This is a genomic window from Oleidesulfovibrio sp., assembly GCF_047973035.1.
In the GTDB taxonomy this organism is placed as follows: Bacteria; Desulfobacterota; Desulfovibrionia; order Desulfovibrionales; family Desulfovibrionaceae; genus Oleidesulfovibrio.
This window is the reverse complement of the sequence record NZ_JBKEBF010000003.1, coordinates 21257-27836: the sequence shown is the minus strand read 5'-3', so window position 1 is coordinate 27836 and position 6580 is coordinate 21257. Positions and strand designations below refer to the sequence as shown.

Sequence of the window (6580 nt, the reverse complement as noted above, 5' to 3'; positions counted from 1 at the left end):
CTTGCTGTTGTCGAACCCTGCAGTACCGGATTGGGGGGAGACGCTTTTGCTTTGTATTACAATGCAGCTGACGGACGTGTTTCGGCTTTGAACGGTTCAGGGCGCAGTGGAGCAGGGCATAGCATGGATGCTGTATACTCTGCGGGATTTAAAGAGATTCCGCCACGGCATGGTCTGGCTGTTACTGTGCCCGGAGCATGTGCCGCGTGGTGCCGCCTGCACGAAAAATTCGGCAGGCTGGATCTGGCAAAAATACTGGCCCCTGCTATTCACCTTGCTCGAAAAGGCTTTGCTGTAGGCCCTGTAACCGCCAGACTTTGGAGCACAGAAGCCGCCTTATTGCAAAAGAGTGCAGGCGGATCAGTTTTTCTTACACAGGGGCGTACTCCGGCTACCGGCGAGCGCATGACTAATGCCCCTCTTGCAGATTTGTTAGAGTCCATCGGCCGTATGGGAATGCGGGCATTGTACGAAGGAGATGCTGCATCAGCACTTGTTAAAACGCTCAAAGCTGAGGGCGGCGTACTGACTGAAAGTGATCTTGCAGCGGCGGACGCACAGTGGCAGCAGCCCTGTCGTACTGAGTATGGCGGAGTGCAGGTGCATGAGTGTCCCCCGAACGGACAGGGGATAGTGGCACTTATGGCGCTGAATACGTTGCAGGCACTACCCTTGGAGTCTTACGGTGCTCCGGAATCAGCAAGCAGATTGCATGCCATGATCGAAGCATTGCGGCTGGCTTTTGCCGATGGGCGTAAATATATTTGTGAGCCCGGAAAATTACCGATACCGACGGACGCATTGCTGGACAAACTGTACGGAGTGCGAAGGGCGGCTATGCTGCGTCCTGATACTGTCATAGCGGATATCCGCGAAGGAAGCCCTGTAGCATCTTCGGATACTGTCCAGTTTTGTGTTGCAGACAGGGATGGCAATGCCTGCTCGATGGTCAACAGTGTGTACATGACTTTCGGAAGCGGAATTGTTGTGCCTGAGCTGGGTATTGTTTTGCAGAACCGCGGGCATAACTTTGTACTTGAGGCTGAACATCCGAATTGCCTTGCGCCGCAAAAGAGACCATACCACACGATCATTCCCTGCCTGACGACTAATCAGGACGGTACGTTGCACGGAGTGATGGGCGTGATGGGCGGCTTCATGCAACCTCAGGGGCATGTACAGATATTGTCTGCCATGCTTGATGACGATTGCAACCCTCAACAGGCTCTGGACAGGTTGCGCTTTTGTATAATGCCCTTTGCAGATGGCTCGCAGGTGTTGTTTGAAGAAGGCGTTCCCGAATCTGTATTGCAGGAACTGCGGCAAAAAGGGCACTCACTGGAAATCGTAAAAGGGTATGCCCGCGATATTGTGGGCCGCGGGCAGATAATACTGAAGAATAGTGCCGGATTCTGGGAAGCCGGAAGTGACGGGCGCGCAGACGGGCTGGCGTTAGGATATTAACCTGACGGTCATAGCGACATGTTGGCAAACAAGCCGCGCAGCATCTCTTGCGAGACTGACGGCATCGGTGCCTGCACACGGGTCGGATACTGTTCACTTGTGCGCAGCGAAAGCAGATAGAAGCTGATCAACTCGTCTGAAATTGCCATTCTTCTGCCGGACTGCATGTCTTGCTGAAGCATTCTTTGAAGCAGGTCGCGCCCGCTGAATGTGGATATATCAGAAACGATGTATGCCATGATGGAACCCTCCGCAGCTTGTATACTGTAACTATAAGCATGAACTGCTGCGGGTGGAAAGGGGCATGAAGGAAAATAATCAGCTTTTAAAGGAAAAGGGCAACCGGTTACCGGTTGCCCTTATATTATCTTTTAGAAACGGCGATACAGAAAAGGTAGTAAGCCTCAACCCAGGAAGGATCTACCCGGTAGTTGTACTGATCGCTCAAATCTAGCACAATCCGTAAGCTTTTGGCTGCAGCATTATGGTGTGTGCGAACCGCTTTAATGTAATTTGCATTGACATCATAGCGCTTTTTGCCCTGCCATTCATGCACATCATGTACATCAAAGAAGATGCGAGGCGAGCCGTTATCAACCGTATTGATATCCGGAATTTTAGGCTTGTTGAAGTCTACGCAGAAAAGTTCCGCATCCGCCTGTTGTGTTACGCCGATGTTTATGACTTGCGTCGGGGTGCCGGCAGGAGGAGGGGATTTAGGTTTTATTTCCTGTTCTGCGGGCTGCGTTTGAGCTTGCCCGGCCTGTTGTTCTGCTGCTGCGCTGTATTCAAGCGAGCAGAGTACAATTAATATAGCCAGACATAGCAGTTGCAGTTTGTTGCCGAAATGGCGGTACATTTTTCCTCCTCTGACTCTCAGGCAGAAGCGCTAGTCGGTCAGGACTGCCACAGCACAGGCTCCGGGACCGCTATGAGTGCCGAGCACAGGTGAAGCTTCTATTGTGTAGAGAGGCGCAATACCAACTCGCTCTGCTATCAAATGACCGAGGTGCTCTGCGCTTTCTTCTGCGGCAACATGAGCGATGGCAATTCTCGGGTTGCTGCGCCCGCTGATAGCTTTTTCGATGCGGCGGAGCAGCTTCAGTTCTGCCATTCGTCTGCCGAGACCTTTCTCAACAACCTTGACAGTGCCTTCGTCTCGCGCATCGAATTCCAGTACAGGCTTGATGTTAAGCAGTTTGGCTATTGCACCAACGCCGCGGCTCATTCGTCCGCCGCGAACAGCAAAGTCCAGTGTGTCCATGGCAACGTATACGTGCAGATTTTTGATGTCTTTGCGGGCCGCAGCCATTATTTTTTCTGCACTCATGCCGGAACGTGCACGTTTTGCCGCCTCAAGCACCACTAGACCAAGACCGCAGGACAGGGTCTGTGAATCAACCGTGTACACGGGCTTTGTGGAGGCTTTGCCGATAGTTGCAGCAGACTGCAGCGTGCCGCTGTACTTGGCCATCACATGCAGCGAGACCACTTCATCATAAAGAGCCTGCATGTCATCGTACAGGTGTTTAAAGTCTGCCGGAGCAGGTTGCGAGGTACGTGCAGAGCGGGAAACACGCAGGCGTTTGTTAAATTCTCCGGTGGAGATAGAAAGTTTGTCTATGTATTCTTCGTCATCAAGGAAAAGGCGTAACGGAGCAAAGCGTATACCGTACTCCTGCATCAATTCATCAGGGAGGTCGCAGGTTGAGTCTGTAACTATTCCGACTTTCGGGCCTTTCCCTGCCGTCAGCTCAAGGTGTTGCGCCAGCATGTCATCCGCCTTGCGGCAATCCACGGTACCGAACTCTGCTGCAATGGCAAATACAGCTTCCGGTTGATTGGTGTGGACATGCACTCGAACAGTTTCTGCTGTTCCGGCTACGACAAGACTGTCGCCCATCTGACCCAGCTTTTCGCGCAAGGTCGTCGTATTGATATCTGTACCTTTGATCATGCACTCGGTGCAGAAGCGGAATTCAAGCGAATCAACAGCTACTTTGCTCTGAGCATTTTCTTCGGTTTCTTCGATGACAACATCGTTTTTAATTGTATCCGACTTGTTCAAAGAACCACGTTCGGTAAATTCAACAATTCCCTCAAGAAGATATAAGAAGCCAAGGCCACCTGCATCAACGACATCTGCCGCTTTCAGGGAAGCAAGCTTCTCTGTGGTTTGCTGAACAGATTCACGGGCGTTGCGTAACGAGTCCTGCAGAAGATGCTGAAAATCTTTGTACTTATCGGCGTTATTTGTCAGGTGCTCAGACCACTCGCGAATAACCGTGAGGATTGTTCCTTCCTTGGGGTTCGCTATGGATTCAACAGCTCTTTTGGTAGCAACTGACGACGCTTTGATGAAGTCCGGCGGTGAGACTCTTTTAAGGTCTTTAACGCCTTCGGAAAAGCCGCAGAGAAACTGGGCAAGAATAACACCAGAGTTTCCGCGTGCGCCCATAAGGGCAGAGTCGGCAATAACCTTACTCATGCCATTGATTGTTCCGTCCTTGCTTTCTGCGGAACTATCAACAATGCTTTTCATTGTTCCGGCCATGTTGCTGCCGGTGTCTCCGTCAGGAACGGGAAAAACGTTGATGGCATTAAGGTGGCCGTGTTTTTCAATCAGCCTTTTGGCGGCGGCATTAATGGCACGCTTGAAGCGTATCCCATCAAGATATTTTATTTTTTGCGGTTCTTTGGTCAAAAGAAGGCTCCTCGGCGGGAAAAGTACGATTCCCCCATTAATCGTGCGCTGTAGGTATAAAGGAGTTTCCAGTACAGCGCAAGTTGCGATTTAATGCTTTATCTATCTGATAAGATTGAACAATTCTATTGCGCCGATTAAGGGGAGGGCGAAAGTGAACTGCTGTGGTTAGTGTGTTTATGTAAAGGAAAGATTTGTGTTAGAGTGCCGTTTATAATAAGCGGCTTTAACTATAGTTATACAGGAGTTGTCATCATGTCCGAACTTAATGGCAAGCGAGTTTTAATTTTTGTTGAGGAATATTACGAAGATCTTGAGCTTTGGTATCCTAAAATCAGGCTTGAGGAAGCAGGGGCCGAAGTGCTTGTTGCCGGACCTCAGACCGGCAAGGTTTATAAAGGAAAAAACGGCTACCCCTGTACGGCTGACATTACTATCGACGCTGTAGACCATACGACTTTCGATGCGCTTGTGCTGTGCGGCGGATGGGCGCCTGACAAATTACGTCGTGATGCCAGAGTATTGGAAATCACCAAGGCTATGCACGACAGCGGCAAACCCATTGCGCATATTTGTCACGCTGGCTGGGTTCCTATCTCAGCCGGCATTATGAAAGGGATCCGCTGCACATCGGTAAATGCTATTCGTGATGATTTACAGAATGCTGGAGCGGAGTGGGTTGATCAGGCTGTGGTGGTAGATAAAAACCACATTACAAGCCGGACCCCTAAAGATCTTGCTCCGTTTTGTCTGGCAATTATTGAGATGATGAAATCGTAAGACCGGAATTGGAAAACAGAAGAGTAAAAGCCCGACAGTTTTGTTGCCGGGCTTTTTTTTATCGGATGCTGTGTGCTGTGATCAGGAACATGAGCACCGCTGTGGCTCCGCCGAACGCGTAAACAGCGTTAAATCCGCCTATGGCGTAGACGCTGGTGACTGCAAGCGGAGCAAGTGTCTGGGCAATACGCAACGTCATGCCGTTAACAGCCATAATTGCAGCCCGTTGCTCCAAAGGAGCAAGGGAACTCAGCAGTGTCATAAGATTCGGATAATTGAGTCCTTGTGCAAGGCCGAAAAAGAATACGGGTAACAGGAGCCACCAGAAGCTGGTCATGTGAGGCACCAGAATCATGGCTAAAAGATAAAAGATTTGTCCTGCCAGCAGCAGACGATGTGGTTTGAAGCGTTCTGCCAGCACGCCGATGCGCGCTGCACCAATGGCTGTTCCGAGCGATGTCAGAGCAAATAAAGCCCCAATGAGAGAAGGAGTGGCAGAAAATCTGTTATCGGCCAGAATAGGTATGAATGTAATCACCGGGCCGTAGAGCATGGTAAAAGTAAGAAAAGATACAGAGAACAGGCCAAGGGCCTGGCGGCTGCGCAGGGCTTTTGCCGCTTTTTTGAAATATGCCCCCATGCCTTGAGATGCATCGGGCTGCGGCAGTTCCAGCCAGCGCCATGCGATGTATGCCATGGGAAGAGTAGCAAAAGGGAGAAAGAAAGGTGCCTGCCAGCCCATTTCTCCTATGAATCCGCCGATGGCAGGATATATGGCGGTGCCAATGCTTAATACTCCGGCATTATAGCCCATAGCTTTAATACGCGTGTTGCCCTCATATAGATCGCCGATAATAGTCGCATATAACACTCCTAACGGAGCAACTCCGATGCCTTGAAAAAAACGTAGCACAATAAGGGACGTCAGATCGTTTGCAAAACCGCAAGCGCCTCCGGCCAGAGCAAAAAGCAGCAAAGAAGGAATTAACACTTTTTTGCGTCCGTAACGATCAGCCAGTATGCCTGCAACAGGTGTCAGAATAATTCCCGGCAGGGTAAATGCTGTAATAACTAGGCCAATTGTAGCTATAGGGGCGTTCAGTTCGCGCGATATAAGCGGGAGAGTGGGGATAATGCTGGAAACACCCATGACGACGGTCAAGGTGATGCCGAAAGTTATAAGAAGATTTTTGTCTCGTAACAAAGAGTGGTTAGCCATTATGGGGTACCGGAAGGTGATAGTCTGAAGCGGCAGAGCGTGTAAGTGCACACACTAACTAGATATTGAAGCATGTACTTATGCCTGTTGTACACGCGGGTCAAGGGAAAGCGCCGGTTGCTATTCGGCTGAGTGCTGAGTAGTATGTTCTCATGTTTTAGATACCGTCATCATACTTTGTAACGGAGTGAAATATATGACTACGGAAGCTGCTTCTCGTATCCGCTGTCCCTACTGCCAGAAGGTTTTCCTTTTGAAAAATAAACCGTTGAAGGAAGGGCAGTCTTCAGTCTCTTTAAAGTGCCCCTATTGTAGTGAGGGGTTAGTGTTAAAGGCTGACTTTTTCAAAAGTGCAAGTTGATAACAATACTCCGTATTTGCTTAACTGCCTGAGAGATAATAAAAAAAGTCCC

Annotated in this window: 6 protein-coding genes; 2 read left to right on the top strand and 4 right to left on the bottom strand. The window is 49.9% G+C overall.

Annotated elements, in window-relative coordinates; genetic code table 11:
- Nucleotides 1-1464: gamma-glutamyltransferase family protein (locus ACK5LI_RS00405; RefSeq protein ID WP_416945652.1), on the top strand; the 1464-nt coding region annotated here is incomplete at its 5' end.
- 8 nt (nucleotides 1465-1472) lie between these two features.
- Here the strand turns inward: ACK5LI_RS00405 and ACK5LI_RS00400 are convergent.
- The 3 genes from ACK5LI_RS00400 to ACK5LI_RS00390 all read right to left on the bottom strand — a co-directional run bounded on the left by ACK5LI_RS00400 (nucleotide 1473) and on the right by ACK5LI_RS00390 (nucleotide 4168).
- Nucleotides 1473-1703 (bottom strand): hypothetical protein, encoded by a 231-nt coding sequence (locus ACK5LI_RS00400; protein ID WP_416945651.1) that lies wholly within the window; start codon nucleotides 1701-1703, stop codon nucleotides 1473-1475.
- A gap of 125 nt (nucleotides 1704-1828) precedes the next feature.
- On the bottom strand, nucleotides 1829-2323 hold the full coding sequence (locus ACK5LI_RS00395; protein ID WP_416945650.1) for a hypothetical protein: 495 nt from the start codon (nucleotides 2321-2323) through the stop codon (nucleotides 1829-1831).
- A 30-nt stretch (nucleotides 2324-2353) separates the two neighbouring features.
- Entirely contained in the window at nucleotides 2354-4168 is a 1815-nt protein-coding gene (locus ACK5LI_RS00390; protein WP_416945649.1) for a DAK2 domain-containing protein, read from the bottom strand.
- Between the two features lie 255 nt (nucleotides 4169-4423).
- Between ACK5LI_RS00390 and ACK5LI_RS00385 the strand changes: the two genes are divergently transcribed.
- The gene (locus tag ACK5LI_RS00385) at nucleotides 4424-4948 is read left to right on the top strand and encodes a type 1 glutamine amidotransferase domain-containing protein (RefSeq protein WP_416945648.1); all 525 of its coding nucleotides are present in this window, start codon (nucleotides 4424-4426) and stop codon (nucleotides 4946-4948) included.
- A 58-nt stretch (nucleotides 4949-5006) separates the two neighbouring features.
- Here the strand turns inward: ACK5LI_RS00385 and ACK5LI_RS00380 are convergent, their stop codons facing one another.
- The gene (locus ACK5LI_RS00380) at nucleotides 5007-6167 is read right to left on the bottom strand and encodes an MFS transporter (RefSeq protein WP_416945647.1); all 1161 of its coding nucleotides are present in this window, start codon (nucleotides 6165-6167) and stop codon (nucleotides 5007-5009) included.
- Nucleotides 6168-6580 lie beyond the last annotated feature (413 nt).